27 protein-coding genes and 1 pseudogene are annotated in these 25,216 nt (G+C 63.3%); 10 read left to right on the top strand and 18 right to left on the bottom strand.

The window, feature by feature from the left end; all coding sequences use genetic code 11:
* Window positions 1–132: 132 nt before the first annotated feature.
* Window positions 133–672, bottom strand: a complete 540-nt coding sequence (locus tag M2281_RS16580; protein WP_280822277.1) for a ubiquinol-cytochrome C chaperone family protein — start codon at window positions 670–672, stop codon at window positions 133–135.
* A gap of 126 nt (window positions 673–798) precedes the next feature.
* On the opposite strand from M2281_RS16580, the gene M2281_RS16575 reads away from it, so the two are divergent.
* Window positions 799–1,314 carry an outer membrane protein assembly factor BamE gene (locus M2281_RS16575; RefSeq protein WP_280822276.1) on the top strand — a complete coding sequence of 172 codons (516 nt, stop codon included), beginning with the start codon at window positions 799–801 and terminating at the stop codon, window positions 1,312–1,314.
* Window positions 1,315–1,390: 76 nt separating this feature from the next.
* Here M2281_RS16575 and M2281_RS16570 read toward each other — a convergent pair whose 3' ends face one another.
* Together M2281_RS16570 and M2281_RS16565 are read right to left on the bottom strand one after the other, a co-directional pair.
* Window positions 1,391–3,529 (bottom strand): sodium-translocating pyrophosphatase, encoded by a 2,139-nt coding sequence (locus M2281_RS16570; RefSeq protein ID WP_280822275.1) that lies wholly within the window; start codon window positions 3,527–3,529, stop codon window positions 1,391–1,393.
* Between the two features lie 243 nt (window positions 3,530–3,772).
* On the bottom strand, window positions 3,773–4,267 hold the full coding sequence (locus tag M2281_RS16565; protein WP_280822274.1) for a DUF2165 family protein: 495 nt from the start codon (window positions 4,265–4,267) through the stop codon (window positions 3,773–3,775).
* Between the two features lie 64 nt (window positions 4,268–4,331).
* Here M2281_RS16565 and M2281_RS16560 point away from each other — a divergent pair, with 64 nt between their 5' ends.
* Window positions 4,332–4,580 (top strand): hypothetical protein, encoded by a 249-nt coding sequence (locus M2281_RS16560; RefSeq protein WP_280822273.1) that lies wholly within the window; start codon window positions 4,332–4,334, stop codon window positions 4,578–4,580.
* Window positions 4,581–4,587: 7 nt separating this feature from the next.
* Here the strand turns inward: M2281_RS16560 and M2281_RS16555 are convergent, their stop codons facing one another.
* The 3 genes from M2281_RS16555 to ribH are packed head-to-tail and all read right to left on the bottom strand — an operon-like array spanning window position 4,588 to window position 6,766.
* Window positions 4,588–5,808 (bottom strand): MFS transporter, encoded by a 1,221-nt coding sequence (locus tag M2281_RS16555; RefSeq protein ID WP_280822272.1) that lies wholly within the window; start codon window positions 5,806–5,808, stop codon window positions 4,588–4,590.
* The gene (gene nusB / locus M2281_RS16550; protein WP_280822271.1) at window positions 5,805–6,308 is read right to left on the bottom strand and encodes a transcription antitermination factor NusB; all 504 of its coding nucleotides are present in this window, start codon (window positions 6,306–6,308) and stop codon (window positions 5,805–5,807) included. Before nusB ends, M2281_RS16555 begins: the two co-directional genes overlap by 4 nt.
* 2 nt (window positions 6,309–6,310) lie before the next feature.
* Entirely contained in the window at window positions 6,311–6,766 is a 456-nt protein-coding gene (gene ribH, locus M2281_RS16545) for a 6,7-dimethyl-8-ribityllumazine synthase (protein ID WP_280822270.1), read from the bottom strand.
* 226 nt (window positions 6,767–6,992) lie between these two features.
* Between ribH and M2281_RS16540 the strand changes: the two genes are divergently transcribed.
* Window positions 6,993–7,388 carry a DoxX family protein gene (locus M2281_RS16540; RefSeq protein ID WP_280822269.1) on the top strand — a complete coding sequence of 132 codons (396 nt, stop codon included), beginning with the start codon at window positions 6,993–6,995 and terminating at the stop codon, window positions 7,386–7,388.
* Between the two features lie 49 nt (window positions 7,389–7,437).
* Here M2281_RS16540 and M2281_RS16535 read toward each other — a convergent pair whose 3' ends face one another.
* The 8 genes from M2281_RS16535 to M2281_RS16500 form a co-directional block, all read right to left on the bottom strand.
* Entirely contained in the window at window positions 7,438–8,055 is a 618-nt protein-coding gene (locus M2281_RS16535) for a riboflavin synthase (protein WP_280822268.1), read from the bottom strand.
* A complete protein-coding gene (ribD, locus tag M2281_RS16530; RefSeq protein ID WP_280822267.1) occupies window positions 8,055–9,176 on the bottom strand; it encodes a bifunctional diaminohydroxyphosphoribosylaminopyrimidine deaminase/5-amino-6-(5-phosphoribosylamino)uracil reductase RibD in 1,122 nt (373 codons plus the stop codon). The genes M2281_RS16535 and ribD overlap by 1 nt, the downstream gene beginning before the upstream one ends.
* A complete protein-coding gene (gene nrdR, locus M2281_RS16525) occupies window positions 9,163–9,642 on the bottom strand; it encodes a transcriptional regulator NrdR (protein ID WP_280822266.1) in 480 nt (159 codons plus the stop codon). Before nrdR ends, ribD begins: the two co-directional genes overlap by 14 nt.
* Window positions 9,643–9,898: 256 nt before the next feature.
* The gene (glyA, locus tag M2281_RS16520) at window positions 9,899–11,212 is read right to left on the bottom strand and encodes a serine hydroxymethyltransferase (protein WP_280822265.1); all 1,314 of its coding nucleotides are present in this window, start codon (window positions 11,210–11,212) and stop codon (window positions 9,899–9,901) included.
* 193 nt (window positions 11,213–11,405) lie between these two features.
* Entirely contained in the window at window positions 11,406–12,659 is a 1,254-nt protein-coding gene (locus M2281_RS16515) for a L,D-transpeptidase family protein (protein WP_280822264.1), read from the bottom strand.
* Between the two features lie 358 nt (window positions 12,660–13,017).
* On the bottom strand, window positions 13,018–13,533 hold the full coding sequence (ldtR, locus tag M2281_RS16510) for a transcriptional regulator LdtR (RefSeq protein ID WP_280822263.1): 516 nt from the start codon (window positions 13,531–13,533) through the stop codon (window positions 13,018–13,020).
* Between the two features lie 166 nt (window positions 13,534–13,699).
* The gene (locus M2281_RS16505) at window positions 13,700–14,146 is read right to left on the bottom strand and encodes a DUF6163 family protein (protein ID WP_425537741.1); all 447 of its coding nucleotides are present in this window, start codon (window positions 14,144–14,146) and stop codon (window positions 13,700–13,702) included.
* A complete protein-coding gene (locus tag M2281_RS16500) occupies window positions 14,143–15,186 on the bottom strand; it encodes an enoyl-CoA hydratase/isomerase family protein (protein ID WP_280822262.1) in 1,044 nt (347 codons plus the stop codon). Before M2281_RS16500 ends, M2281_RS16505 begins: the two co-directional genes overlap by 4 nt.
* A gap of 185 nt (window positions 15,187–15,371) precedes the next feature.
* Here M2281_RS16500 and hemB point away from each other — a divergent pair, with 185 nt between their 5' ends.
* From hemB to M2281_RS16470, 6 genes and pseudogenes are all read left to right on the top strand, one after another.
* A complete protein-coding gene (gene hemB, locus M2281_RS16495; protein ID WP_280822261.1) occupies window positions 15,372–16,403 on the top strand; it encodes a porphobilinogen synthase in 1,032 nt (343 codons plus the stop codon).
* A gap of 38 nt (window positions 16,404–16,441) precedes the next feature.
* Window positions 16,442–16,738 (top strand): nucleotidyltransferase family protein, encoded by a 297-nt coding sequence (locus M2281_RS16490; RefSeq protein WP_280822260.1) that lies wholly within the window; start codon window positions 16,442–16,444, stop codon window positions 16,736–16,738.
* Window positions 16,738–17,085, top strand: a pseudogene (locus M2281_RS16485) (HepT-like ribonuclease domain-containing protein). The gene M2281_RS16490 and the pseudogene M2281_RS16485 overlap by 1 nt, the downstream one beginning before the upstream one ends.
* Before the next feature lie 114 nt (window positions 17,086–17,199).
* A complete protein-coding gene (locus tag M2281_RS16480; protein WP_280822259.1) occupies window positions 17,200–17,670 on the top strand; it encodes an RDD family protein in 471 nt (156 codons plus the stop codon).
* Window positions 17,671–17,818: 148 nt separating this feature from the next.
* The gene (locus M2281_RS16475; protein ID WP_280822258.1) at window positions 17,819–18,577 is read left to right on the top strand and encodes an arginyltransferase; all 759 of its coding nucleotides are present in this window, start codon (window positions 17,819–17,821) and stop codon (window positions 18,575–18,577) included.
* 51 nt (window positions 18,578–18,628) lie between these two features.
* A complete protein-coding gene (locus M2281_RS16470; RefSeq protein WP_280822257.1) occupies window positions 18,629–19,528 on the top strand; it encodes a DMT family transporter in 900 nt (299 codons plus the stop codon).
* 8 nt (window positions 19,529–19,536) lie between these two features.
* Here the strand turns inward: M2281_RS16470 and M2281_RS16465 are convergent, their stop codons facing one another.
* The 4 genes from M2281_RS16465 to putA form a co-directional block, all read right to left on the bottom strand.
* Complete coding sequence (locus M2281_RS16465) at window positions 19,537–19,911, bottom strand: DUF1801 domain-containing protein (RefSeq protein ID WP_280822256.1); 375 nt, start codon at window positions 19,909–19,911, stop codon at window positions 19,537–19,539.
* 15 nt (window positions 19,912–19,926) lie between these two features.
* Window positions 19,927–20,340, bottom strand: coding sequence for a VOC family protein (locus tag M2281_RS16460; protein ID WP_280822255.1), 414 nt, complete (start codon window positions 20,338–20,340; stop codon window positions 19,927–19,929).
* Between the two features lie 57 nt (window positions 20,341–20,397).
* Window positions 20,398–20,829, bottom strand: coding sequence for a DoxX family protein (locus M2281_RS16455; protein ID WP_280822254.1), 432 nt, complete (start codon window positions 20,827–20,829; stop codon window positions 20,398–20,400).
* 146 nt (window positions 20,830–20,975) lie between these two features.
* On the bottom strand, window positions 20,976–24,602 hold the full coding sequence (gene putA, locus M2281_RS16450) for a bifunctional proline dehydrogenase/L-glutamate gamma-semialdehyde dehydrogenase PutA (RefSeq protein ID WP_280822253.1): 3,627 nt from the start codon (window positions 24,600–24,602) through the stop codon (window positions 20,976–20,978).
* A gap of 140 nt (window positions 24,603–24,742) precedes the next feature.
* On the opposite strand from putA, the gene M2281_RS16445 reads away from it, so the two are divergent.
* The gene (locus tag M2281_RS16445; protein WP_280822252.1) at window positions 24,743–25,192 is read left to right on the top strand and encodes an Lrp/AsnC family transcriptional regulator; all 450 of its coding nucleotides are present in this window, start codon (window positions 24,743–24,745) and stop codon (window positions 25,190–25,192) included.
* Window positions 25,193–25,216: the final 24 nt, after the last annotated feature.

Genomic DNA, 25,216 nt, shown 5'->3' with positions numbered 1-25,216 from the left:
AATCGCGATCTCGCTCAAAATCTTGTTTTTGAAACATGATCTTGCCCGAGAAGACTGCAACTTCTCGGGATCATGTCTTTTTTTGACGCATGATCTTATCCGAAAAGTCCGCAACTTTTCGGGATCATGCTGTCAGGCGGCGCCAGCGACCGGAAACCGGATCGTCCCCGCCAGAATGGACTCCGAAGACTGCTCCAAAAGCAGCTTGTCGGCGTCCATAACATAGCCGGCAAGAAGATCTACCTGGGGCCAGGCTTCGCTGTCGGGACGGATGTTGCGCTTGAGCGCTTCGCCGAGCGCTGCCCGGTCGCCACGCTCCAGCGCGTCGGCATAGGCCGCGGTGCGGCCGTAATACATGCGCGCCAGCTTCTTCATGCGCTTGGGCACGCCCATGTCGCCGATTCCCAGGTCACGCAGGGAGTGTTCGACATCGGCGAAGAACTCGTCGATCAGGACCTGCGCGATCTCGCGCGCCGCACCCGTCTCGTCATGCAGACGGTGCTGGAACAGGAACACGTGCAGCCCCAGCATCTCGAAGCGGCCGAGCGGCGTATCGGGCGCATCCCAGTCGGAATAAAAATGCGGCTGCCGCGCGGCTGCCACGATTCCGGCATAGAGAGCATCCGTGATCGTTCTATTGTGACGTTCGCGGCCGAACAGGCGCTGGAACATGAGGGACAACCTCCATGGGGGACCGTTTCACGGCGTGGGCTTGTTGCATCGGCGCGCAAGCTGGTTTACCGGTTTTGCGGCTCTGTGCAAGGTGCGGGCGCCAGAAGTGATTTGAAGGAGTTGTTGTTGGACTCGCTGAAATTCAAGACCATCTCTTCGCCGGCCCTGATCGGGGCGGCCACGGTGCTTGCCGCGGCGACCCTTTCCGGCTGCAGTGCTTCCAAGACCCTTGACGGCCTGACACCTGGCGAAACCCTGACCCAGGGCTATGTCATCGACCAGCAGCAGATCGAGCAGGTTCCGGTTGGCTCCAGCCGCGAGCAGGTCCTGCTGTCGCTGGGCAGCCCATCGACGACCGCCACCTTCGACAACGAGGTGTTCTATTACATCTCGCAGACCCGCAAGCGCCCTGTCGCTTTCATGAATCCGCACCTGGTCGACCAGCGCATCCTCGCCGTCTATTTCGGCCATGACGGACGCGTCACCCAGATCGCGAATTACGGCCTGAAGGACGGCAAGGTATTCGATTTCATCGCGCGCACCACGCCGACCGGCGGCAAGGACGAGACCTTCATCGGCCGCCTCATCACCGGCGGCGCCAAGCCCACCCTGCCGATCGGCGGCGGCGGCCCCACCGGCTAAGATTTTTTTTCCACATCGGATACGAAAAACCCGCGGATCGCTCCGCGGGTTTTTTGTTTTCAGGCTTCCGTTCAGGTCAGTGTGCCAACACGGCCAGCAGAAGCAGCGCGACGATGTTGGTGATCTTGATCGCCGGGTTCACTGCCGGGCCGGCCGTGTCCTTGTAGGGATCGCCCACCGTATCGCCGGTGACCGAGGCCTTGTGCGCCTCCGAGCCCTTCAGGTGCTTGACGCCGTTCTTGTCGGAAAAACCGTCCTCGAACGACTTCTTGGCATTGTCCCATGCGCCGCCGCCGGAAGTCATGGAGATGGCGACGAACAGGCCGTTGACGATCACGCCGAGCAGCGAGGCCCCGAGCGCCGCGAAAGCGGAAGCCTTGGAGCCCGAGATGAGCAGCACGCCGAAATAGACAACGATCGGCGCCAGCACCGGCAGCAGTGACGGCACGATCATTTCCTTGATCGCCGCACGGGTCAGCAGGTCGACCGCGCGCGCATAGTCCGGCTTGGCGGTGCCCGCCATGATGCCCGGGTTTTCGCGGAACTGCCGGCGCACTTCCTCCACGATCGACCCGGCCGCACGTCCCACAGCCGTCATGGCGATGCCGCCGAACAGATACGGGATGAGGCCGCCGATCAGCAGGCCGGCGACGACATAGGGATTGGAAAGGTCGAAGTTGATCTCGCCGATGCCCTGGAAGTACGGGAACTTGTCGCCATTGGCCGCAAAGTAGCGCAGATCGTTCGAATAGGCGGCGAACAGCACCAGCGCGCCGAGGCCGGCCGAACCGATGGCGTAGCCCTTGGTCACCGCCTTGGTGGTGTTGCCGACCGCATCGAGCGCGTCGGTGGAGTGGCGCACTTCCTTGGGCAGGCCGGCCATTTCGGCAATGCCGCCGGCATTGTCGGTGACCGGGCCGAAGGCATCGAGCGCCACGATCATGCCGGCCAGGCCGAGCATGGTGGTGACGGCGATCGCCGTGCCGTAGAGACCTGCAAGCTGGTAGGTGGTGATGATGCCGGCGACGATGACGATGGCCGGCAGCGCCGTCGCTTCCAGCGAGACCGCAAGGCCCTGGATGACGTTGGTGCCGTGACCGGTGACCGACGCCTGCGCGATCGACACCACCGGGCGCTTGCCCGTGCCCGTATAGTATTCTGTGATGACGACGATCAGGCCCGTAACGATCAAGCCGATGATGCCGCAGACGAACAAGCTGCTGCCCACGATGGTGCTGCCGCCGGCGGTGCCGATCTCGCCCCAGCCGACGGTCAGCGAGGTTGCGACCGCAAGGCCGAGGATGGACAGGGCGCCGGTGACGATCAGCCCCCTATAGAGGGCGCCCATGATCGAGCCGTTCGCGCCGAGCTTGACGAAATAGGTGCCGATGATCGAGGTGACGATGCAGGCGGCGCAGATCACCAGCGGATAGAGCATCACGCTCTGAAGCACGTCAGTGCCGCCGAAGAAGATCGCGCCGAGCACCATGGTGGCGACGACAGTCACCGCATAGGTCTCGAACAGGTCGGCCGCCATGCCGGCGCAGTCGCCGACATTGTCGCCCACATTGTCAGCGATGGTCGCGGGGTTGCGCGGATCGTCCTCGGGGATGCCTGCCTCGACCTTGCCGACGAGATCGCCACCAACGTCAGCACCCTTGGTGAAGATGCCGCCGCCGAGACGGGCGAAGATCGAGATCAGCGATGCGCCGAAGCCCAGCGACACCAGTGAGTCGATGACCGTGCGGCTGTCGGGCGCGAGGCCCATCGGGCCGGTGAGGACCCAGTAGTAGACGGAGACGCCGAGCAGCGCGAGGCCCGCCACCAGCATGCCGGTGATGGCGCCGGACTTGAAGGCGATGTCTAGGCCGGCCGCGAGGCTATTGGAGGCGGCCTGGGCGGTGCGCACGTTGGCGCGGACCGATACATGCATGCCGATGAAGCCGGCGGTGCCGGAGAGCACGGCGCCGATCAGGAAACCGATCGCTGCTGTAGCCGATAGCAGCCACCATGCGAGAAGGAAAACCACCACGCCCACCATGGCGATGGTCGTGTACTGACGCGCAAGATATGCCTGTGCCCCCTCCCGGATGGCAGCGGATATTTCCTGCATGCGTGCGTTGCCCTGGTCGGAGGCGAGCACCGACCGTGTAGCCAGAATGGCATAGAGGACAGAGAGCAGGCCGCAGGCAATGACGACGTATAGCATTGTCATATGCCGATCTTCCCTGATTGTGGGCCCGGCAAAAACCCCTCCCCGGGCCGCGCGATTGCGACCGGCGACCATACGCCGCACGGTCTGTGACAATTTGTGCGAAACGGGTTACGTCACGTCAAGGCCTGTTCGTATTTTGGTTCGGGAATCGCCGCTTTGTGCCTGTTTGGGCGCGGCAAATGCCCGTGGCGGGCGCAATGCGCACTCGCCATGGGCGAATCGGTCCGAGCTTGTCGGCACGTATCAGGCGAGGTCGCCGTCCGGCTGGTTGACGAAGATCAGCACCGCCAGAATCGTCATGTAGAACTTGAACGCCGCTTCCTGGCCGTTCCACGTCTGTGACTGCCACATGGCGAACCATTCGCCGCCGATGACCATGAAGCCGAAATACCAGACCAGAAAGCCCATGGTGGCGGCAACGACCACGAATCGCTTGGCGCCGTTGAAGGCGGCACCCGGAAGCCGGCGCGCCTGCCAGAGCTGCCAGCTGGCGATCAGGAACAGGATGCAGGTCAGCGCCTCGCCGCATATGATCAGCCAGTAGCCGGCCGTCCAGAGGCTCGGATTGCTGATCGACCTGTACATCAGCGCGTTGCCGGGAAAGGTCGTGTCCATGCTCAGCACATGCTGAACGAAGGCATAGTTCGAGCCGTAGTCGGTTATGTTGCCGAAGGCGACAAGAAAGGCGAAGGCCGCCAGACAAAGGCACATAATGATTTTAGAATAGCGGAAGGTCATGTCAAAAACTCCTGAGTTCGGGTCTTCCAGAAACCCGCCGGATAAAGTGCCGAGTCGATCCGCGATGGCAACTTCAGCTGACATGTCGGTGGTGTTGACCACCACGGCCGGGCGCTATGCGGCACGGCAAGGAGTTCTTGATCAGGTGTTGGCCACTGCCCTGCCCGCCACCTGCCAGGTGGGCGACCTCGTCTCTTTCGAGATCGAAGGGATGACCCACGAATTCGTGCTGCTACGCCGGCGGTGGATCGCAGGCGAAGGCAGCACTCGGCTGGAAGTCACGCTGGACTATCCAGCGCATGGCGGACGTTAGGAGGCGCTCAAGATCCGCTGCTGGCGGTGGCGGTGGCGAACTTCTTGCGCGCGACCATAAGTCCGAGAGCGCCGAGACAGATGACCGCGACCGGGAAGATGATCCAGTTCAGCATCTCCCAACCATGGGCATTGTAGACCCGGCCCGACATGAGCGAGGCGAAGGCGACGGTGCTGAACAGGACGAAGTCGTGAAAGCCCTGCACCTTGCCCTTTTCGGCAGGCTCATAGGTTTCGGCGACCAGCGAGGTGGCGCCGATGAAGCCGAAATTCCAGCCGAGCCCAAGCAGGATGAGCGCCGTCCAGAAATGCCAGAGCTCGATGCCCGACAGCGCCACCAGTGCACAGCCGACCAGCAGCAGGAAGCCGATCGACACGATGGCGCTGGCGCCAAAGCGCTGGATCAGACGGCCGGTGAAGAAGCTGGGGCCGAACATGGCCATGACGTGCCAGGAAATGCCGAGCGTCGCCTCATCGGGCGAGAAGCCGCAGCCGACCATGGCAAGCGGCGCGCCGGTCATGACGAAGGTCATGAGCGCGAAGGAGCCGACGCCGCACAGAAGCGCCACGATGAATCGCGGCTGCGAAACGATCTGCAGAAGCGGCCGGCCGGTGTCGCCATCGGCGGCATGGCCGTGGGAAACACTTTTGACGCGTAGGAAGGAAAGGATGATCGAGCCGACAACCGCCAGCGCCACGACCGCCACAAAGGAGCCGGCGAACATCACCGGGGCAAAAAGCTCGCGCGTGAAAATGACGATCTGCGGCCCGAGGATGGCGGTGATGATGCCGCCGGCCAGCACGAAGGAGATGGCGCGCGCCCGGAACTCGCGCGGCGCATTGTCGGCCGCGGCGAAGCGGAACTGCTGGACGAAGGAGTTGCCGATGCCGATGGCCATGAGGCCGAACGCAAACAGCCAGAAATTCATCTGGAACAGTGCGACCGTCGCAATCGCGCCGCCCAGGCCGGTGACCACGGTCCCGGTCATGAAGCCGTTGCGGTGGCCCAGCCAGCGGATGATCGCTGCAGCCGGCAACGCGCCAATCGCGGTGCCGACATTGAATCCGGTGACGGGCGCCGTGGCCAGCGACTTGTCGACGTCGAGCATATAGTGCCCGGCCAGCGCGCCCAACGAAATGGAGATGGGAGAGGCCGATCCGACTATAGCCTGCGCGGCGGCGAGGATGATCGCCGTGCGCCGGGCGCTGCGGTCAGCCCCGGCGCTCACGATGATGCGCCCTTGCCGCGTCCTTCGCCACGCACCCGCCGCGAGACGCGATCGAGCACGGCGTTCACCAGCTTGGGCTCGTCCTCGACATAAAAGGCCTTGGCGATATCGACATATTCCGAGACGATGACGGCGACGGGAACGTCGCTGCGCTGCATCAGCTCATAGACGCCGGCGCGCAGGATGGCGCGCAGCGTCGAATCGAGGCGCGACAGCGGCCAGTCGTCGGTCAGCGCCTGGCGGATGACCGGATCGACCGTCTTCTGGTTTTCGACCACGCCGGCGAGGATGGCGCGGAACCACTGCGCGTCCGCCTCGCGGTAGAGATCGCCGTCCACTTCCTTGCCGAGGCGGAAGGCTTCGTATTCGGCGGTGATTTCAAGCAGGCCGCTGCCTGCGACGTCCATCTGGTAAAGGGCCTGCACAGCGGCAAGGCGTGCGGCACCGCGCTTGTTGGCCTGGCGCGGCTGCGGACGTTCGTTATCGGTAGGCTCGGTCAAGATCAGGCTCCCAGACGCTCACGGAGCGCGATCATGGTCAGTGCGGCGCGGGCGGCGAAACCGCCCTTGTCGCCTTCGTGGCGACGCGCGCGCGCCCAGGCCTGTTCATCGTTTTCGACGGTCAGGATGCCGTTGCCGACGGCAAGCGACTCTTCGACCGCCAGATCCATCAGTGCCCGGCAGGATTCATTGGCGACGATGTCGAAGTGGTAAGTCTCGCCGCGAATGACCGTGCCAAGAGCGACGAAGCCATCATACTCCGTACCGCCCTCTTCCGCACCGTCCAGCGCAAAGGAAATCACGGCCGGGATTTCAAGCGCACCCGGAACCGTCACCACCTCGTAGGTGGCGCCAGCCTCGTCCAGCGCAGTCTTCGCGCCTTCCAGCAATGCGTCGGCCAGATCGTCATAGAAACGGGCTTCGATGATGAGCAGATGGGATGGTCGTGAACTGGCCATGTTAGTCTCCGGAAAGGCGGTGACTTAGGCCTATGCGGCAAACTTCGCAAGCGCAAGATTGCCCGATCTGCGATCGATCTGGATATCTGCGCTGTCTCGACACCGCATTCAGACTCATCGGTCGACTACTCCAGCATGACACCGGCGAAGAAAATTGAAGCGCGACTGTCGGCATGACCGCTCCCGCAACGTCATGTTACCGTGCACGATCTTTGGAGGGAGCAAAATGGGCAAGACCGCAGCAACGCTTGTGGCAAGACTGATCTTCGGCGGGGTTTTCGTCATGGCTGCCGCATTCAAGTTTGCAGGGATGGACTCAACCGCCGGCTATATCGCTGCCGCAGGCTTTCCCTTCCCGCTGCTCTTGGCATGGATTGCCGCTTTCTTCGAAGCGGGGCTCGCGATTGCGCTACTCACGGGCGCTTTCTTCAAGGAAGCCGCCCTGCTGGCGGCGGCCTATGTGCTATTCCTTGGCTTCGCTTTTCACGGGCCATCGCATTGGGAAGGCAATCAGGCCGAATTCGGCTTCTTCGTCGATCACTTCACCTTCGTCGCCGGCCTGCTGTTTGTGGCGGTTCACGGCCCCGGCGACAGGCTGGTCCTCAGGAAGAGCTATATCTGACGAAATGGGTGTCGACCGGTAATCCCGTCGACACCAGGCTTGTCGGATTTCAAAGTCCCTCTTCTGTCGCCTGCGCCAGCCGCGCGGCGTAGCGGGCCATGGTGTCGACCTCGAGATTCACCTTGTCGCCAACCTGGCGCCCGCCCCAGGTGGTCACCTGCAGCGAATGGTGGATGAGCAGCACGTCAAAGCGCGTGCCATCCACCTTGTTGACCGTGAGCGAGGTGCCGTCGAGCGCCACCGAACCCTTGGGCGCAATGAATTTCGCGTATTCGCGCGGCGCTTCGAGCGTGAAGCGGACGGCGTCGCCCTCGTCCTGACGCGCCACGATCTCGGCCATGCCGTCGACATGGCCCGACACGATGTGGCCGCCGAGCTCGTCGCCGATCTTCAGCGCCCGCTCGAGGTTCAGCCGCGAGCCTGCCTTCCAGCCGAAGGCGGTGGTGAGGCGCAACGCCTCTTCCCAGGCCTCGACCTCGAACCAGCGGCTGTTGGACTCTGTTTCAGGCAACGCGACGACGGTCAGGCAGACGCCACTGCAGGCAATCGATGCACCGATGGCGATGGTCTTGGGGTCGTAAGCCGTGTCGATGCGCAGCCGAACGCCTTCGCGCAGCGGCGAAACGGAAGCGACGGAGCCCACATCGGTGACAATTCCAGTAAACATCAAAAACCTCTCGTCCATTCGGCATAGGTGTCGTCGCCGAAGCGTGCCTCACGCACCAGCCGGAAACCTGCCGGGATATGGTCCCTATCGATCGGCGCCGCAATGCCGTCCGCTCCGAGCCGATCCGGCCCCTGGAAGATGACGATGCGGTCGACCATGTCGTCGGCCAGCAGGTTGCGCGCGGTCTCGGCCCCTCCCTCGACCATCACATTCATCATGCCCTGCGCGGCGAGGTCTTCCAGCAGTTCGGGCAGGGCGATGCGGCCTTCAAAAGTGTCGGTCGCGAGAATCTTGACGCCCATCGCCGCAAGCACCGCCTTGCGGGCGGGGTCCGCCTCCGGCCCGACTGCAAGATAGACCGCCACCGCTTCGGCCGAGCGCGCCAGCCGCCCTTGCGGCGACAGTCTTGCCTGGCGGTCAAGCACGAGCCGCACCGGCGACCGGCTTTCAAGCCCCGGCAGCCTGACGGTCAACTCGGGATCGTCGGCCAGCGCGGTGTTGATGCCGACCACGATGACGTCGGCCTCGGCACGCATCAGATGCACCTGCCGGCGCGAGATCGGCCCGGTGATGGCAATCTGCCCCTCGCCCGGGCGGCCGATCATGCCATCGGCCGAAAGCGCAAATTTCAGCGTGACTTGCGGGCGCATCCTGAGCGAGCGGCTGAGATACCCCGCCAACTGGTCGGTGGCTTCATCGGCCATGACGCGCTCCACCACCTCAATGCCGGCGGCGCGCAGGATGGCATAGCCCTTGCCGGCAACGCGCGGATCGGGATCGTTGGCTGCCCCGACAACACGGACCACGCCGGCCGCCACGAGCGCGTTGGCGCAAGGGGGCGTGCGGCCATGATGGGCGCAGGGTTCAAGAGTGACGTAAGCGGTGGCGCCGCGCGCCTTCTCACCGGCATCCGCCAAGGCTTCCGCCTCGGCATGCGGACGTCCGCCGAGTGCGGTCACGCCACGGCCGACGATCACCGGGCCGTTGCCATCGTCGCGAACGATCAGCGTGCCGACGGCCGGGTTGGTGCCGGTGAGCCCGGCATGCTTGCGCGAATACCGCAAGGCCGCCGCCATGAAGCGGCGGTCTGTCGCCGCCTGGTCCGCGTCACTGCTCGCCATGGTGCTCCTCTTCGTCCTCGCCCTTCAGCTCGCCCAGGACATCGTGGAAATCCTTGGCCTCGCGGAAATTGCGATAGACGGAGGCGAAACGGACATAGGCGACATCATCGAGCGCCTTCAGCGCTTCCATGACCAGCCGGCCGATCTCGCCCGTGGTGACTTCGGTTTCGCCGGAGCTTTCGAGCTGGCGCACGATGCCGGTCACGGCGCGATCGATGCGCTCGGGATCGACATTGCGCTTGCGGCAGGCGATTTCCACCGAACGCAGCAGCTTGTCGCGGCTGAACGGCACCTTGCGGCCTGACTTCTTCACCACCACCAGATCGCGCAGCTGCACGCGCTCGAAGGTGGTGAAGCGGCCGCCGCAATCGGGGCAGACCCGCCGACGGCGGATCGCCGCGCCATCTTCGGCGGGGCGGGAGTCTTTGACCTGGGTGTCTTCCGACTGACAGTAAGGGCAGCGCATCGATATCCCGCTCGCTCGCGATTCTTCCTGGTCCCGAAGCTAGTGTCTTTCCTCTCAAGTAGGAAGCAAGAAGGCGGAAATCCAACGCTGTTGCACCGGTGAACGGTCCGTATCTTGTCTGCGCCCGGGAAATTACCCCCAAAAGCTTGTGTATCGGGTGGGTCGAGGCATGCCCGGCTCTGAGATAGAAAAAAGCAAAACGGCTGCCGCGAATTCAACGCGACAGCCGTTCCAAGGAGCCTAATGGCGTAGAGGCTTACCCGAGATACGCGTAGAGCGGGAAGCGATCCGTCAGCGCCACGACCTTCTGCTTCACTGCAGCCTCAACCGCAGCGTTGCCCTCGTCGGAATTCGCAACCTTGAGGCCGTCGAGCACTTCAGCGATCAGGCCGCCGATCTCGCGGAACTCGGCCTCGCCGAAGCCGCGGGTCGTGCCGGCCGGCGTGCCGAGACGAACGCCCGAGGTGACGAAGGGCTTTTCCGGGTCGAAGGGAATGCCGTTTTTGTTGCAGGTGATGTTGGCGCGGCCAAGGGCGGCCTCGGCGCGCTTGCCGGTGGCGTTCTTGGGGCGCAGGTCGACCAGCATCAGGTGGTTGTCGGTGCCGCCCGAGACGATGTCGAGGCCGGTGGACTTCAAGCTCTCGGACAGCGCCTTGGCGTTGGCGACGACATTGGCCGCATAGGTCTTGAACTCGGGTTTCAGCGCCTCGCCGAAGGCCACGGCCTTGGCGGCGATGACGTGCATCAGCGGGCCGCCCTGCAGGCCGGGGAACACGGCCGAGTTCATCTTCTTTGCGATTTCCTCGTCATTGGTGAGGATCATGCCGCCGCGAGGTCCGCGCAGCGACTTGTGCGTGGTGGTGGTGACGACGTGGGCGTGAGGCAGCGGCGACGGATGCTGGCCACCGGCGACGAGACCGGCGATGTGGGCCATGTCGACCATGAGGTAGGCGCCGATCGAGTCGGCGATCTCGCGGAAGCGCTTCCAGTCCCAGATGCGCGAATAGGCGGTGCCGCCGGCCAAGATCAGCTTGGGCTTGTGCTCATGCGCCAGGCGCGCGACCTCGTTCATGTCGAGCAGGTGGTCGTCCTTGCGCACGCCGTAGGAAATCGGCTTGAACCACTTGCCGGACATGTTGACCGGCGAGCCGTGGGTCAGGTGACCGCCCGAATTGAGGTCGAGGCCCATGAAGGCGTCGCCCGGCTGCAGCAGGGCCAGGAACACCGCCTGGTTCATCTGGCTGCCGGAGTTCGGCTGGACGTTGGCGAAGTTGCAGTTGAACAGCTTCTTGGCGCGCTCGATGGCGAGTTCTTCGACGACGTCCACGTACTGGCAGCCGCCGTAATAGCGCTTGCCCGGATAGCCTTCGGCATATTTGTTCGTGAGCACCGTTCCCTGCGCTTCCATCACGGCGCGCGAGACGATGTTTTCCGAGGCGATCAGCTCGATCTCGTGACGCTGGCGGCCAAGCTCGTTGCGAACGGCGCCGTAGATCTCGGGATCGGCATCGGCAAGCGTCGTGCCGAAGAAGGATTCGAAGTGCTGGAAGTCGGCCGAGTCTCTTGCCATGTCGGATCAATCCTTGCTGTCTGGGGCCATGCGGTCAGGGCGGTGCCTACTGCGGGGCGCCATTAGCACACTTGCCGCAAGGTCGCCACGTTCGCCGCGCGAAATTTGATTGTCGCTTTGCGCCAATCGGAACGCCTGAAAGGAAAAAGGCCGCCCAAACGGACGGCCCTCACCCAATTCCTCTACCCGCGCCTTACTGGGCGGACGAAATCTTGAGTTCCTGCGCGCCATCCCTGCTGTAGATGTCGTCGCGGAACTGGACCACGCCGTCGCCCGTCGACCAGGCGGTGACATAGGTGAAGTAGACCGGCACGGGGTTGGTGACCGGCACCGGCGTGTTGACGCCGGACTTGATGGTCTGCTCGAAGCGCTGGCGGTCCCAGCCGGGCGTGTCGCGCAGGATCCAGGTGACAAGGTCGCGCACGTTCTGGACGCGCACGCAGCCCGAAGAGTCGAAGCGCATCAGCTTGTTGAACAGGCTCTGCTGCGGCGTATCGTGCATGTAGACGCCGTCCGGGCTCGGGAAGTTGATCTTCACCGAAGCCATGGCGTTGATGGTGCTCGGGTCCTGGCGGAAGAGATACTTCGCAGCCTCCTCGGTCGACCAGTCGACCGTCGTCGGATCGACCTCGGCGCCATTGGGGGCGAACAGCCGGATGTGGCTGTCCTTCAGGTAGTTCGGATTCTTCCGCATCAGCGGGATGATGTCCTTGCGGACGATCGAGATCGGCGCGTTCCAGTACGGATTGACGATGATCTCGTTGATCTTCGAATTCACGATCGGCGACTGGCGGTCGATCTTGCCGACGATAGCCGTGTGGCGGAGCACCACGCGATCGTTCTCGACCGCCTCGATCTGGGCGGCCGGGATGTTGACGTTGACGTAGCGCTCACCCAGCGTGCCGGCTTGCGTCTGCAGGCGGGTCAGGTTGGTCTCGAGCTGGCCGAGCCGCACCGGGGCGCTGATGTTCATCGCCGCATAGGTGTACTGGCCCATGACGCCGTCGCCCGGCAGGCCGTGGCGGGTCTGGAAGCGCTTCACCGCCGCATCGACATAGGTGTCGAACGAATCGGAAATGCCGGCCCGCTGCGAAAGGTCGCCCGATACCATCAGTCGCTTGCGCAGCGCCTGCACGTCGGGATCGCTGGCGCCGAGCTGCAGCTTCTTGTTTGCCGGTACCTCGGGCCAACCGCCCTGGGCGACGATATTCTGATAGTCCATGATGGACTGCTGGACATAGCCAACCGTGCGCGGGCTGAAGATCGGCTGCGTGGAGGCCACCTTGCCGCCCTCGCTGGCGCGGGCATCGAACGTATCGTCCCAATTGCCACGGCGCGAAGACTGCAAGATCTCGTCAACGACGTCCTGCGCTTTGGCGCTACCGGCAATTGCGGTCACGGCGAGCGCACTGGCTGCGGTTAGGAAAGAACGGCGCGTAGTTTTCATGGGCATTCCAGACATCTATCCTGCATTGCACAGACGTACAAAATTTGTCCGCATTGTATGGTGGCCACTCTTAACAATCAGCCAACCATAACCCCGACATCGTCATGCGCAGATGCGCTGTTCGTTTCGGAGTTCCCCCGCAAGCAATCCCTCGAGCCGGCGGTCCAGTATCACCTATCCCGATATCCATCTGAATATGGCGTTAGCGTGGCCATAGCGAACAACGATGCAACACACCAGAAAAAAGAAAACCGGCGCAGGGAGGCGCCGGCAAATGACTGGAGGTCTATCCAGCCGCGATCTTTGCCGCGGCTTGTTTGTCTAAAACTTTCCCGGCGCAGGACAGCCAGCGCGCCGATTACATGCGATAGGCGATGGTGTCGTTCCAGAAGCGGTCGAGGCGCTGCAGGGCGCGGTTCATCTGCTGGAACTCATCTGCATTGATGCCGCCGACCTGCTCGATCGAGCCGATGTGGCGCTCGTAGAGCTTGCCTACGACTTCCGCGACCTCGGAGCCCTTGTCCGTCAGGCTGATGCGGACCGAACGACGGTCGATGCGCGAGCGCTGGTGGTTGATGAAGCCGAGTTCGACCAGCTTCTTCAGATTGTAGGAGACGTTCGAACCGAGATAGTAGCCACGCGACCGCAGTTCGCCGGCGGTCAGCTCGGCATTGCCGATGTTGAACAGCAGCAGAGCCTGAATGGCGTTGATGTCGCTGCGGCCGTTGCGATCGAATTCGTCCTTGATCACGTCAAGCAAACGGCGGTGCAGTCTTTCGACCAGCTGCAGCGATTCCATGTAAAGCGTGCGGATGGAGTCGCGGCGTTCGTCGGATACGCTGGTGGTCTTCGCCACGGGACGGGAATTGATCATGGTCTTTGCCTCTCGTTTGTCGCCGGGTGATTGTTTTGTTTTTCTCACCTTGATCGCGAGACTAGCCCTGACCCATAAAATTCGACTTAAACACCAGGCTTAACAAGGCCTTACCTGGAGCGACCTTGCGCGGAGGGTTAACAAACGACGACCCGGATGGGGTCTGTTAACCCTGCCGCTCCGCCTCCTTTTTCTGCGTGAAGATACGCACCCGGAAGGCCACGTAGATGAGCGCTACGCAGACATGCGAGGCCACCACGGCAAAGCGCTGCCCGAACAGATCGGGATAAACCGCATACATGATGACCTCGGTCACCGCGCATATGAACCAGATCACCGGCGCCCAGGATGCGAGCATCCAGAGGCCGCTGGCCGCGAAGGGATAGAACACGGCGAGCATGGAAACCGTGACCTGCCAATAGACCGGCATGCGGTCGAAGCGCCACAGCGGCGCATCGTAAACGCCGATCAGCCGCACCCAGTAAAGCACGCCGAACATCAGGCAGTAGATGGAGATGATTCTCCAGAACCACACGAACCCGGTTTCCGCCACCGACGGGCCGACAATGCCGCCCGACCGGACGATCCGCTCATTCACAGTCCGTTCGCTCACAGTTCCAGGTCTCCATCCGCCAGCGGCGCGAAATAGGCGTCGATCGCCTCGGGGTCGACTGCGTCGAACGAGGCCGGCTCCCAGACGGGCTTGCCGTCCTTGTCGATAACGGCGGCACGGATGCCCTCATAGAAGTCATGGCCGTGCAGCATCCGATTGAGGATACGGAACTCCATGCGCATGCATTCGTCCATCGTCAGCATCATGCCCTGGGTGATCTGGCGGAAGGCGACATTGACGCTGGTCGGCGAGCGGCTGAGGATCGTAGCGAGCGTCTTGGCCGCAAAAGCATCGTTGGGCGCGTCCGCTTCCAGGCTCTCGAGGACTTCGGACAGCGAAGGCTGAGAAAAATGCTTGTCGATCGCGTCCTGCGTCGCCTGGTCGGTCTCACGCGTGGCCGGCACGAATACCTCGCGCAGCGCAAGCTCGGCATCACCGGTCTCGGCCAGCCGATCAACCAGGCCTTCCAGATACTCAGCCTTGGTCGTGTGCGTGGCGAGCCCCGACCACAGCGCATCGCCATAGCGGATGCGGTTGCCGGTCAGGCCCAGATACATGCCGAAATGGCCGCCGAGATCGGGCAGCAGGTGGCTGCCGCCGACATCGGGGAAGAAGCCGATGCCAACCTCGGGCATGGCGAACTGCGCGTTCTCTGTCATCACCCGGTGCGAGCCGTGGCAGGAAATGCCGACGCCGCCGCCCATGACGATGCCGTCGATCAGCGCGACATAGGGTTTTGGGAAATGCGCGATCTTGGAATTGAGGCGATACTCGTCGACGAAGAAGTCCACAGGCGGGTTGCCGGCGCGCCCTGCATTATAGATGTCGACGATGTCGCCGCCGGCGGAAAACGCCCGGCCTTCAGCCTCGATGATGACCAGCGAGACCGCCGGATCGTGCTCCCATTCGGCCAGCGCCCTGGACAGGGCCTTGATCATTGAATGCGTGACAGCGTTGAGCGCCTGCGGTCGTGTCAGGGTGACGACGCCGGCACTGCCCAGCAGCTCGAAGCGGATTTCCTCGCCGCCGCCAAAATCCATTGGACAGAATCCCTACTTCAAACAACGCGTACTAACAGAAGGCCATGACCCTAGTGCTACGGGTTGCGCCAGGGTGCGTCAATGTTTCCTCGTTTTCGCGCGGCAAACAAGGGGCTGGCCTCATCCGTTCAATTTGATGATCGGCCGGCCCGCGTGCTAAAAGCCCGCCATCTGGAGATTGCCCGATGAATAGAATGCCCCCCTTGAAGCCCGCCGGCGCGCGCTCCGTCGACGAAATCACCGGCAGCCGTCGGCTGCGCCGCATGCGCAAGGCCGACTGGTCGCGACGGCTGGTGCAAGAGAATCATCTGACGGTGGACGATCTGATCTGGCCGATCTTCGTCATCGACGGCAAGGACCGCCGCGAGCCGATACCGGCAATGCCGGGCGTGTTCCGGCTTTCGGTCGATCTCGCCGTCAAGGAGGCAGAACGCGCCGCCAAGCTCGGCATTCCGGCGATCGCCACCTTCCCCAATGTCGAGATGGGCCTGCGCGACCAGACCGGTTCGCACATCCTTGATCCGCAGAACATCATCAACCGCGCCACCAGCGCCATCAAGGCGGCCGTACCGGAGATCGGCATCATCACCGACGCCGCGCTCGACCCCTTCACCGACCACGGCCATGACGGCATCCTTCGCAACGGCATCATCGTCAATGACGAGACGGTGGAACAGGTAGCCGCCGCCGCTGTCATGCAGGCAGCCGCCGGCGCCGACATCATCGCGCCATCCGACATGATGGACGGCCGCATCGGCGCCATCCGCGACGCGCTCGACGCCAACGGTTTCCAGGACGTGGCGATCATGTCCTACGCGACCAAGTTCGCCTCGGCCTTCTACGGCCCCTATCGCGAGGCGATCGGCACGCAGGGCCTGCTCAAGGGCGACAAGAAGACCTACTATATCGACCACGCCAACTCGGACGAGGCCGTGCGCGAGGCCGAGCAGGACCTGGCCGAAGGCGCCGACATGCTGATGGTCAAGCCCGGCCTGCCCTATCTCGACATCATTCGCCGGCTGAAGGACGAGTTCCAGGTGCCGACCTTCGCCTATCAGGTGTCTGGCGAATATTCGATGATCAAGGCGGCCGCCGCCAATGGCTGGATCGATGGCGAAAAGGCCATGATGGAAAGCCTGCTCGCCTTCAAGCGCGCCGGCTGCGACGGCGTGCTCACCTATTTCGCGCCGGAAGTGGCCCAGATCCTGAAGGGGTAACAGTCGATCCCGGCATGGTTTTGCTGTAGGTTGTCGCGATGGACAAAGCGCAGGCAATCGAACAGTTGCAGAATAATGCCGCCACCATCCGGGAGATGGGGGCGACAACACTCTATCTGTTCGGGTCAACGGCCCGCGATGAAGGTACCGCAGCAAGCGATCTGGACTTGTTCATCGACTATGACGCCAACAGGCGCTTTTCTCTCATCGACCTTGTCGGCATCAAGCAGTTCCTTGAAGAGACAATGTCCACCGATGTCGATATTACCACCCGAGACAGCCTTCATCCGATGTTGAAGGACGACATCGAACGCAACGCCATCCGCGTCTTCTGATGGCGCCGCGCAAGGTTCGGCCAATTCTCGCGGAAATGATCGATGCGCTCGATGGCATAGCGGCCGCAACGGCTGGTAAGTCGCTCGCAGACTTTCGGAAGGATTGGCTTCTGAAACATGGCGTCCAGCGCGGCATCGAGATCATTTCGGAGGCCGCTCGCCATATTCCCGATGAACTCCTACAAGCTGCCCCGGACGTGCCATAGAAGCAAGTGCAGGGGATCGGGAACGTGCTGCGCCACGAATATCACAAGATCGCCGACCCTATCGTCTGGGCGGTTGTAACCGACAGTCTGCCCCCGCTGCGTGCCGGCATCGAGCGAATGCTCGAAACGCTCGACGAATGAGGAGCAACCTCGAAGCAAAATCTGCAGGCGCCAAATCATTGAATCGTCGCCGCCCGTCACCATTTCTAGTAAAGCCACGGCGGGGCCTTTCCCGCCTCGACAAGGAATCTGGAAATGAGCACGCGAGTTCTCGACGGCGAAATCATCACGACGCGGCTCGACGACGTTCGCGCCTATGAAGGCGTGCTGACGCGTCGGGTGGTCGCCTTCTGCGTCGACTATCTGATCATCGGCCTTCTGATGATCCCCTTCGCCATTCTGGTCTTCTTCCTCGGCATCATCACGCTGGGCCTGGGCTGGGGCCTGTTCGGCGTCCTGTTCCCGATGGTGGCGCTGATCTATGTCTGGAACACGCTGGGCGGCCGCAACCAGGCGACTGTCGGCATGCGCATGACGGGCATCCGGCTCGACCGCCTCGACGGCAAGCCGGTGGACGGGCTGCTCGCGGTCGTCCACACCGTGCTGTTCTGGGCCGGCAATGTCGTGCTGACGCCGCTGATCCTGCTTGCGACGCTTTTCACCGACCGCAAGCGTACCCTTCACGACCTACTGCTCGGCACCGTGGTGACCCGCGATGACCGCTGACATGCGCCTTTGGCATGGCGGCCGGGCATCGCGCGGAATTGTTCGCCGGCAGGCCGCCATACCACCAATATATAGTTGAATTTTTTGCCGCCGCGGCCAAGCTAGGGATAGTACTCGGTTCAAGATAGAGACTCGATGATCGGCAGCGATGACGCAACATCCGACCCAATCCCCGCAGTTCTTTCTGACCGCGCCCTCCCCGTGCCCTTACATTGACGGCCAGTTCGAGCGGAAGGTGTTCACCCATCTTGTCGGCGACAAGGCGCCGGAGATGAACGATCTCTTGACCCAGGGCGGCTTCCGCCGGTCGCAGAACATCGCCTACCGCCCCGCCTGCGAATCCTGCCGCGCCTGCGTTTCGGTGCGCATCCTGGCCAATGAATTCGAGGCCACGCGCAACATGAAGCGCGTGCTGCGCCACAACGCCGACCTGATCGGCGACATCCGCGACGCCGAGCCCTCGACCGAGCAATATTCGCTGTTCCGCAAATATCTCGATGCCCGGCACCGCAAGGGCGGCATGTCGGACATGACCGTGCTCGACTATGCGATGATGGTGGAGGACACCCACGTCAACACCAAGATCATCGAATATCGCCGCCGCGGCCCTGACAGCTTCATCACCGGCAAGGGCCAGGGCGAACTGATGGCGGTGGCCCTATCGGACATAATGGCCGACGGCCTGTCGATGGTTTATTCCTATTTCGACCCGGATCTGGACGAGCGCTCGCTCGGTACCTTCATGATCCTCGACCACATTGCCCGCGCCCGCGCTGCCGGCCTGCCCCATGTCTATCTGGGCTATTGGGTCAATGGCTCGCGCAAGATGAGCTATAAGGTGCGCTTCACGCCGCAGGAGCACCTGGGATCGAAGGGCTGGGAACGCTACGCGCCCGAAGCCGTCTGACCGGCTTCCCGTACTACAGCCCAACCACCTCATCGCCGGAGCGGACCTTCCTTGTCGACATCTGCGAACAACCACGCCAAAGGGCTTGCGCTGACCGCGCTTGGCGGCCTGACCTTGACCGTCGACATCCCGTTGATCCGCCTTGCCGGCGGCGACAGCTGGACGATCCTGTTCCTGCGCGCGGGCACCACGCTCGCCATGGCGCTGATCATCTGGGCGGTTTGGCGCAGGTTCAGCAACAAGGCGCCGCAGCTCATCCCCGGTCGTGCCGGGCTGGTGGTCGCCGCCCTCTATGGCCTCGGCTCCGTCGCCTTCATCACCGGCGTCTACAACACCTCGACCGCCAATCTGGTCTTCATCCTGGCCTTCAACACCATGTTCGCGGCGCTGCTGTCCTGGCTGTTCCTGAAGGAGCGGCCGCGACCGGCGACGCTCGTGGCCATGGTGCTCATGCTTCTAGGCGTGCTGATCATCGTCTGGGATTCGATCGGCACCGGCCAGATGTTCGGCAATCTGATGGGCGTGGTATCGGCGCTCTGCATCGCCTCCGCACTTACCATCTCGCGCGCCAGTGGCCGGGAGATGGGACTTGCCTCGCTGGTCGGCGTGGTGTTCCCGTTCGCCTTGGCCGCGTTCATGGTGTCCAAGACCGGCCTCAACGTTTCCGCGCCGTGGTGGATCATCTTCAACGGCGCAGTGGTGATGCCGATCTCGTTCTTCTGCCTTGCCAACGGACCAAAATATCTGTCGAGCCCCGAGGTGGCGATGTTTTATCTCCTTGAGACGGTGCTGGCGCCGATCTGGGTGTGGATGATCTTCGCCGAGGTCCCCAGCCGCAACAGCCTGATCGGCGGCGCGATTCTCATCGTCACGCTCATTGCCCATTCGCTCTGGCAGCTGCATGACGGGCGCAGGCGCCGGGCGACGCTCGCGGTTCAGCACCCCGCATAGGCTCCGCTTCAAGCTCTTGCGAGCGTAAGCGGGTTGCCTCGTTCGAGATTGAGCGCGACGGCCTGGAGAACGAGCCGGCGAATATCCGCTGCGCTGATCTCCCCGGGCCCCTTGAGCTTGATCGAGGCCATCTCGAAGCCGCCATGCGAAACGAGGCGCGCATCGAGATCGGTCAGCAGGGCACCGCGCCAGAAACCGAGTGTGACGTGGCCTGAATGGGCCTTCACCAGGCAGACGGGACCGCCTGCCTCATAGACCGGATGCCCCCATTTGAATGCTTCGGCGACATTGCGCGTATCGAGGATGCTGCGCCGCAGCTCCGTCACAGCGGCGGCCTGCCAGCCCGAAAGGGCTGCGACGTACTCATTCACGCTATCCAACATGCTGGTGTCCCTCGCTTATGCCGGCTTTTCGCAATTGACCATCCAGGGCGTGCCGAACCGGTCGATCAGCATGCCGAAGCGCTCGGCCCAGAAGGTTTTTGAAAAGGGCATCCTCACTTGCCCTTTCTCGGCCAGCGCGTTGAAAATGCGTTCGGCCTCGCCAATGTCGGTGAACTGAAGCGAGATCGAAAAGCCGCTCATCGTGGTGCGAAATTGCGGCGGTGCATCTGCTCCCATCAGCACCTGACCATCACCGAACTCCAGCCGCGCATGCATGATCTTGTCGCGCCATTCGGCGGGAACATGCTCCTCGGCCGGTGTCCCCGCGTGCGGCACCATCATTACGATCTTTCCGCCAAGGACCTTCTCGTAATATTTGAATGCCTCTTCGCAGTTGCCGCTGAACGCCAGATATGGGCTCATCTTCATCGAATGCTTCTCCGTTGGTCGAACTCTCCACCGCAGCATCGATGAGACGACTATCGATCATCCGGCCCGCAACGGGATCAAAGCGCGCAGCCGAGCGTCACGCAAATAGAGCCCGCCCCAGGCCATGACGCCGAGGTAGAGGCCGAACAACGTGTGAGTTGCCATTGGGTTGCCAATGCGCAGATGTGTCGCCATCGCGCCGCCGAGATAGCCGGTCAGAAGGATCGCGCCGAGCACCGAAGTCCGGGGAATTGCGTAGAGGACCGTGCAGATGAGGGTGAGCACGCCGAGCGTGCGCGCCATGCCATCGCTCGTCGGCCAGCCGAGCGTGGCCATCGTCTCGGTGACGACATCGAGCGGAAGCAGCTTGATGACCGCATCGAAGAGCAGGAACAGGATCAGCAGGCCGCTGATGATCCAGCCGGCCCAATATGCCTTGTTAGAGACTGATTCCGGATTGGCGTGAGCGGTTTGAACGGCGGCTTGCATGGGTCTCTCCCTTTGATGGTCTCGCGGATCGGAAGTTTTCGATCCGAGCTTGTACGATGACGCATCAAAGGGAGGACTGCCGACATCCCCGCCGGAATTTTTGTACAATTGCCGGCGCGGCGATAAGGCCGCGCCGGTCAAAAATATCAGGCCGCGCTGGCGAGCAGGCTGGCGTTGCCGCCGGCGGCGGTGGTGTCGACGCAGACTGCACGTTCATGTGCATAGGCCGCAGGATAGATCACCTCGCCGACCAGCGGCACGATCGGACCCTTGCGGGCGGCGAGCGCCTTGCGGATCTTTTTCGCAAGTTCGGCATCCCCCGAGAACGCAACGACACCGAGATCGAGCGTGGCCAGCGCCTCGGCCGGCACCTCGCCATTGATGGCCACGAGCGGCAGGCCCTTGCCAGTCAGCGCATTGAGCGCGGCGGGCGCACCCGGAGCAACAGCCAGCACGGCGTTGCCGGCGGCGAGCGCCTGGACGACCTGAGCCAGCAGCGTTTCGGCATCGGGTCCGAGGCAGAGCGCACGGCCGCGCGGGGTCAGCGCCAGCGTGTTGGCCTCGCCCGTCGGTCCAGGCAGATCGACCTGGCCGTAGTCGAGCGCTGCAGCGGCAGCGATCGCAGCCGCTGCCTTACCACGCAGATGCTTGCGCAAGGTGGCGATACGGTCGCCCGCCTGGCTCCATTCGGCATCCAGCTGCGGGAAGCGCGAGGTGAGCTCGGCGGCCGCCACCGGCTTGCCAACCGTAGGCTCGGCGTTCGCGGCGGCTACCGCACGGCGGAAGCGGCGCAGATAGTGAGGGCCGCCCGCCTTCGGGCCGGTGCCCGAAAGCCCCTCGCCGCCGAAGGGCTGCGAGCCGACGACCGCGCCGATCTGGTTGCGGTTGACGTAGATGTTGCCGGCATGGATGCCGTCGACGAAGTGCTGCACACGGCCTTCGATGCGGGTGTGCAGGCCGAAAGTCAGGCCAAAACCCTTGGCATTGATGTCGGCGATGACCTTGTCGATCTCGTCGGCCTCGAAGGTGGCGACGTGCAGGACGGGGCCGAACACCTCGCGCTCCATCTCGCCGATGCCGGAGACGCGGAACACGTGCGGAGACACGAAGCGGCCGTCCTTGGGCGCATCGATCTTGGCGACGAGGCGACCCTGCCCTTCCATCTTGGTGTTGTAATCGCGGATCGAGACTTGCGCTTCCTCGTCGATGACCGGGCCGACGTCGGTGGAGAACTGCCACGGATCGCCGATGTTGAGCGCTTCCATCGCGCCCTTCAGCATGTGCAGCATCTTCTTCTCGACGTCCTTCTGGACATAGAGGACGCGCAGCGCCGAGCAGCGCTGGCCGGCACTCTGGAAGGACGAGGCGACGATGTCGCGCACCGCCTGCTCGGGCAGCGCGGTGGAGTCGACGATCATGGCGTTGAGGCCGCCGGTCTCGGCCACCAGCATGGCGTCGGGTGCCGCCGTTTCGGCCAGCTGCTTCTCGATCAGTTTCGCCACCTCGGTGGAACCGGTGAAGCAGACGCCGGCAATGCGCGGATCGGCCGTCAGCGGCGCGCCGACGGTCGGGCCATCGCCCGGCAGAAGCTGGATCACGTCCTCCGGAATGCCTGCCTTGCGGAGCAATTCGACGGCGCGGAAGGCGATCAGCGGGGTCTGTTCGGCCGGCTTGGCAATCACGCTGTTACCCGTGACGAGGGCTGCCGCGATCTGGCCGGAGAAGATGGCGAGCGGGAAGTTCCACGGCGAGATGCAGACGATGACGCCGCGCGCCTCGGTACCAGCCTCGGCCTTGACGGCTTCGGAGGCGTAGTAGCGCAGGAAGTCGACTGCTTCGCGCAGCTCGGCAACCGCATCGCCCAGCGTCTTGCCGGCCTCGCGGGTGGCGAGCGCAAAGAACTCGGCGGCATGAGCTTCGTAGAGGTCGGCAGCGCGGCGCAGGGCCTCGCCGCGCTCGGAAACAGGACGTGCGGCCCATGCCGGCTGTGCGTCGAGCGCGATGCGCACGGCGGTTTCCACCTGCTTGGCTGCGGCCTCCGTCACCGTGCCGACGATGTCGGCTGGCTTGGCGGGGTTGATGACCGCCCGCTTCTCACCATGCCCGACAGCGCGGGTGATCGGCTTGGCATGCCAGTGCTCCGGCCCGGCGAATTCCTGCCGCGCCTTGTCGATGGCCGCGAGCGTCACCGGATCGGTGATGTCAAAACCCTTGGCGTTAATGCGGCCGGCGCCGAAGATGGCCAATGGCCGCGGAATGGCCGGGTTGGCGGCCGGACCCTGCGTGGCGACGGTCTCGAACGGATCGCGGGCGATGTCCTCAGCCTTGACGCTTTCGTCCGTGAGTTGATGAACGAAGGAGGAGTTGGCACCGTTTTCGAGCAGGCGGCGGACCAGATAGGCGAGCAGGTCCGAATGCGCGCCGACCGGCGCATAGATGCGGCAGCGGGTGCCTTCGGCCTTGCGCACGGTCTCGTGCAGGGCCTCGCCCATGCCGTGCAGGCGCTGGAACTCGAACGACGTGCGATCGGGAGCCATTGCGAGAATGGCCGAAACCGTATGCGCGTTATGGCCGGCGAACTGCGGATAGATGCGGTCGGTCATCGACAGCAGCTTCTTGGCGCAGGAGATATAGGAAACGTCGGTGTTGGCCTTGCGGGTGAACACCGGGTAGCCCTCGAGGCCGAGCGTCTGTGCGCGCTTGACCTCGGTGTCCCAATAGGCGCCCTTGACCAGGCGCACCATGATCTTGCGGTCGAGCTTCTGGGCAAGCGCATAGAGCCAGTCGATGGCGAAGGCGCAGCGCGGACCGTAGGCCTGCACGACGACGCCAAAGCCGTCCCAGCCTTCCAGCTGCGGATCGGCCAGCACGCGCTCGATGACGTCGAGCGAAAGATCCAGACGGTCGGCTTCCTCGGCGTCGATGTTGAGGCCCATGCGCGCCTTCTTGGCAGCTATGGCCAGCGACAGCAGGCGATCGGCCATGACCGGCAGCATGGTTTCCTTCTGCGCTTCTTCGTAGCGCGGATGGATGGCGGACAGCTTTACCGAGATGCCAGGATTGTAGCGGATGTCCTGCCCCTTCGAATGGGCGGAAAGCGACGTGATGGCATCGGCATAGGCGCGCAGATAGCGCAGCGCGTCCTCCTCGGTACGGGCGGCCTCGCCCAGCATGTCGTAGGAATAGAGATAGCCCTTGGCGAGCATCGAGCGGCCACGCTTGACGGCTTCCTCGATGGTGCGGCCGAGCACGAACTGCTCGCCCATCTCGCGCATCGCAGCCGCCACCGCCTTGCGGATGACCGGCTCGCCCAGACGGCGCACCATGGCATGTAGCGTGCCGGCGATGCCGTCCTCGCTCTCGTCGAGCACGCGGCCGGTGAGCATCAGCGCCCAGGTCGAGGCGTTCACGAAAATGGAGCTCGAGCTGCTACCATGCGCCGACCAGTCGTGCGGGGCGATCTTGTCCTGGATCAGGTCGTCCATGGTCTGTGTGTCGGGCACGCGCAGCAGCGCCTCGGCCAGGCACATCAGCGCCACGCCTTCCTTGGTCGACAGGCCATAGGCGGAGAGGAAGACCTCCATCAGGCGCGGATCGGTCGAGCCGCGCACGGCATTGACCAGCCCGACGGCGCGGGCGGAGATCGCCTTGCGCTCGGCGTCGTTCAGATCGGCGGCCTTGATCAGCCTTGCAAGCGATTGATCTTCATCAGGAAGATAGTTGGCGCGGATCTGTTTGCGGATAGTATCAAGTAGCGGAGCAGTCATGGACATATGCCGTCGTAAGCAGTTGTTGGATTGCTTTGATGCGTATCATAGACCGCATTTTCGGGCGACCCAAAGGATTGCGCAAGATAGGCCGATTGACCTATAGATAATGATCATTTCCGCCATTTCGGAACGCGAAGCTGCCCATGAAAGACCAATTGGACCGCATAGACCGCAATATACTAGCCGCTCTGTCGCGCGACGGACGACTTTCCATGGCCGAGCTCGCCGCGCAGGTGGGGCTGTCGAAAACACCCGTGCAGGCGCGGGTGAAGCGCCTGGAGCAGGAAGGCTTTATACGCGGCTATTCCGCGGTGGTCGATCATGAGCGCATGGGCGAAGGCCATGTCGCCTTCGTGCAGGTAAAACTTTCCGACACGCGCTCGGCGGCACTGGACGCCTTCAACCGCGCGGTGCAGGCCGTGCGCGAGATCGAGCAGTGCCACATGATGGCGGCAAGCTTCGACTACCTGTTGAAGGTGCGCACCAAGGACATTGCCGCCTATAGGCGCGTGCTGGGCGAGCGCATCTCCGCCCTGCCCCATGTGGCGCAGACCTCGACCTTCGTGGCGATGGAAACGGTGAAGGATCGCTGATCAGCTCGACAGCGTCTTCACCGC

The organism is Pseudaminobacter soli (ex Li et al. 2025), assembly GCF_029892515.1.
Classification (GTDB): domain Bacteria; phylum Pseudomonadota; class Alphaproteobacteria; order Rhizobiales; family Rhizobiaceae; genus Pseudaminobacter; species Pseudaminobacter soli_A.
The sequence above is the reverse complement of the archived record's forward strand: the minus strand, read 5'-3'. Positions and strand labels throughout refer to the sequence as shown.

Coding starts and splice junctions, on each gene's coding strand:
- nrdR (WP_280822266.1), bottom strand. CDS start 9,642: ATGCGCTGCCCTTACTGTCAGTCGGAAGACACCCAGGTCAAAGACTCC.
- ldtR (WP_280822263.1), bottom strand. CDS start 13,533: ATGATCAATTCCCGTCCCGTGGCGAAGACCACCAGCGTATCCGACGAA.
- M2281_RS16540 (WP_280822269.1), top strand. CDS start 6,993: ATGGGCAAGACCGCAGCAACGCTTGTGGCAAGACTGATCTTCGGCGGG.
- M2281_RS16445 (WP_280822252.1), top strand. CDS start 24,743: ATGAAAGACCAATTGGACCGCATAGACCGCAATATACTAGCCGCTCTG.
- M2281_RS16475 (WP_280822258.1), top strand. CDS start 17,819: ATGACGCAACATCCGACCCAATCCCCGCAGTTCTTTCTGACCGCGCCC.
- M2281_RS16580 (WP_280822277.1), bottom strand. CDS start 672: ATGTTCCAGCGCCTGTTCGGCCGCGAACGTCACAATAGAACGATCACG.
- M2281_RS16535 (WP_280822268.1), bottom strand. CDS start 8,055: ATGTTTACTGGAATTGTCACCGATGTGGGCTCCGTCGCTTCCGTTTCG.
- glyA (WP_280822265.1), bottom strand. CDS start 11,212: ATGGCAAGAGACTCGGCCGACTTCCAGCACTTCGAATCCTTCTTCGGC.
- M2281_RS16480 (WP_280822259.1), top strand. CDS start 17,200: ATGAGCACGCGAGTTCTCGACGGCGAAATCATCACGACGCGGCTCGAC.
- M2281_RS16500 (WP_280822262.1), bottom strand. CDS start 15,186: ATGGATTTTGGCGGCGGCGAGGAAATCCGCTTCGAGCTGCTGGGCAGT.
- M2281_RS16515 (WP_280822264.1), bottom strand. CDS start 12,659: ATGAAAACTACGCGCCGTTCTTTCCTAACCGCAGCCAGTGCGCTCGCC.
- M2281_RS16570 (WP_280822275.1), bottom strand. CDS start 3,529: ATGACAATGCTATACGTCGTCATTGCCTGCGGCCTGCTCTCTGTCCTC.
- hemB (WP_280822261.1), top strand. CDS start 15,372: ATGAATAGAATGCCCCCCTTGAAGCCCGCCGGCGCGCGCTCCGTCGAC.
- M2281_RS16455 (WP_280822254.1), bottom strand. CDS start 20,829: ATGCAAGCCGCCGTTCAAACCGCTCACGCCAATCCGGAATCAGTCTCT.
- M2281_RS16565 (WP_280822274.1), bottom strand. CDS start 4,267: ATGACCTTCCGCTATTCTAAAATCATTATGTGCCTTTGTCTGGCGGCC.
- M2281_RS16490 (WP_280822260.1), top strand. CDS start 16,442: ATGGACAAAGCGCAGGCAATCGAACAGTTGCAGAATAATGCCGCCACC.
- M2281_RS16465 (WP_280822256.1), bottom strand. CDS start 19,911: ATGTTGGATAGCGTGAATGAGTACGTCGCAGCCCTTTCGGGCTGGCAG.
- putA (WP_280822253.1), bottom strand. CDS start 24,602: ATGTCCATGACTGCTCCGCTACTTGATACTATCCGCAAACAGATCCGC.
- M2281_RS16460 (WP_280822255.1), bottom strand. CDS start 20,340: ATGAAGATGAGCCCATATCTGGCGTTCAGCGGCAACTGCGAAGAGGCA.
- ribH (WP_280822270.1), bottom strand. CDS start 6,766: ATGGCCAGTTCACGACCATCCCATCTGCTCATCATCGAAGCCCGTTTC.
- M2281_RS16560 (WP_280822273.1), top strand. CDS start 4,332: ATGGCAACTTCAGCTGACATGTCGGTGGTGTTGACCACCACGGCCGGG.
- ribD (WP_280822267.1), bottom strand. CDS start 9,176: ATGGCGAGCAGTGACGCGGACCAGGCGGCGACAGACCGCCGCTTCATG.